Raw genomic sequence first — 296 nt, 5'->3', positions numbered from 1 at the left:
CCGCATGGATGCTCTGATCTACTCAGCCATGAGCGGCGCCGAACGGTCCCTGCGGGCCCAGCAGGTGCATGCGAACAACCTGGCGAACCTGCAGACCAGCGGCTTTCGCGCCGATCTGGAGCTGGCGACCAGCCAGAGCGTGGAGGGCTTCGGCTACGACGCCCGGCACATGAGCCAGCTGCAGGCCAACGCGGTGAATACGCGCGCCGGCACCCTGGCACCCACCGGGCGCGACCTGGACGCAGCCATCAGCGGAGACGGTTTCTTCACCGTGGCCCACGGCAATGGCGAGGCCT

1 protein-coding gene is annotated in these 296 nt (G+C 68.2%); it reads left to right on the top strand.

Annotation, left to right across the window (positions count from 1 at the left end; all coding sequences use genetic code 11):
• Positions 1 to 28: 28 nt before the first annotated feature.
• The coding region (locus tag QZH66_RS18980; protein WP_305807317.1) for a flagellar basal body protein at positions 29 to 296 on the top strand (268 nt) is incomplete at its 3' end.

The sequence above is a fragment of the Stenotrophomonas sp. YIM B06876 genome, from assembly GCF_030711595.1.
GTDB lineage: Bacteria > Pseudomonadota > Gammaproteobacteria > Xanthomonadales > Xanthomonadaceae > Stenotrophomonas.
Note: the sequence above shows the minus strand (reverse complement) of the source record. Positions and strands in the feature narration are given on the sequence as shown.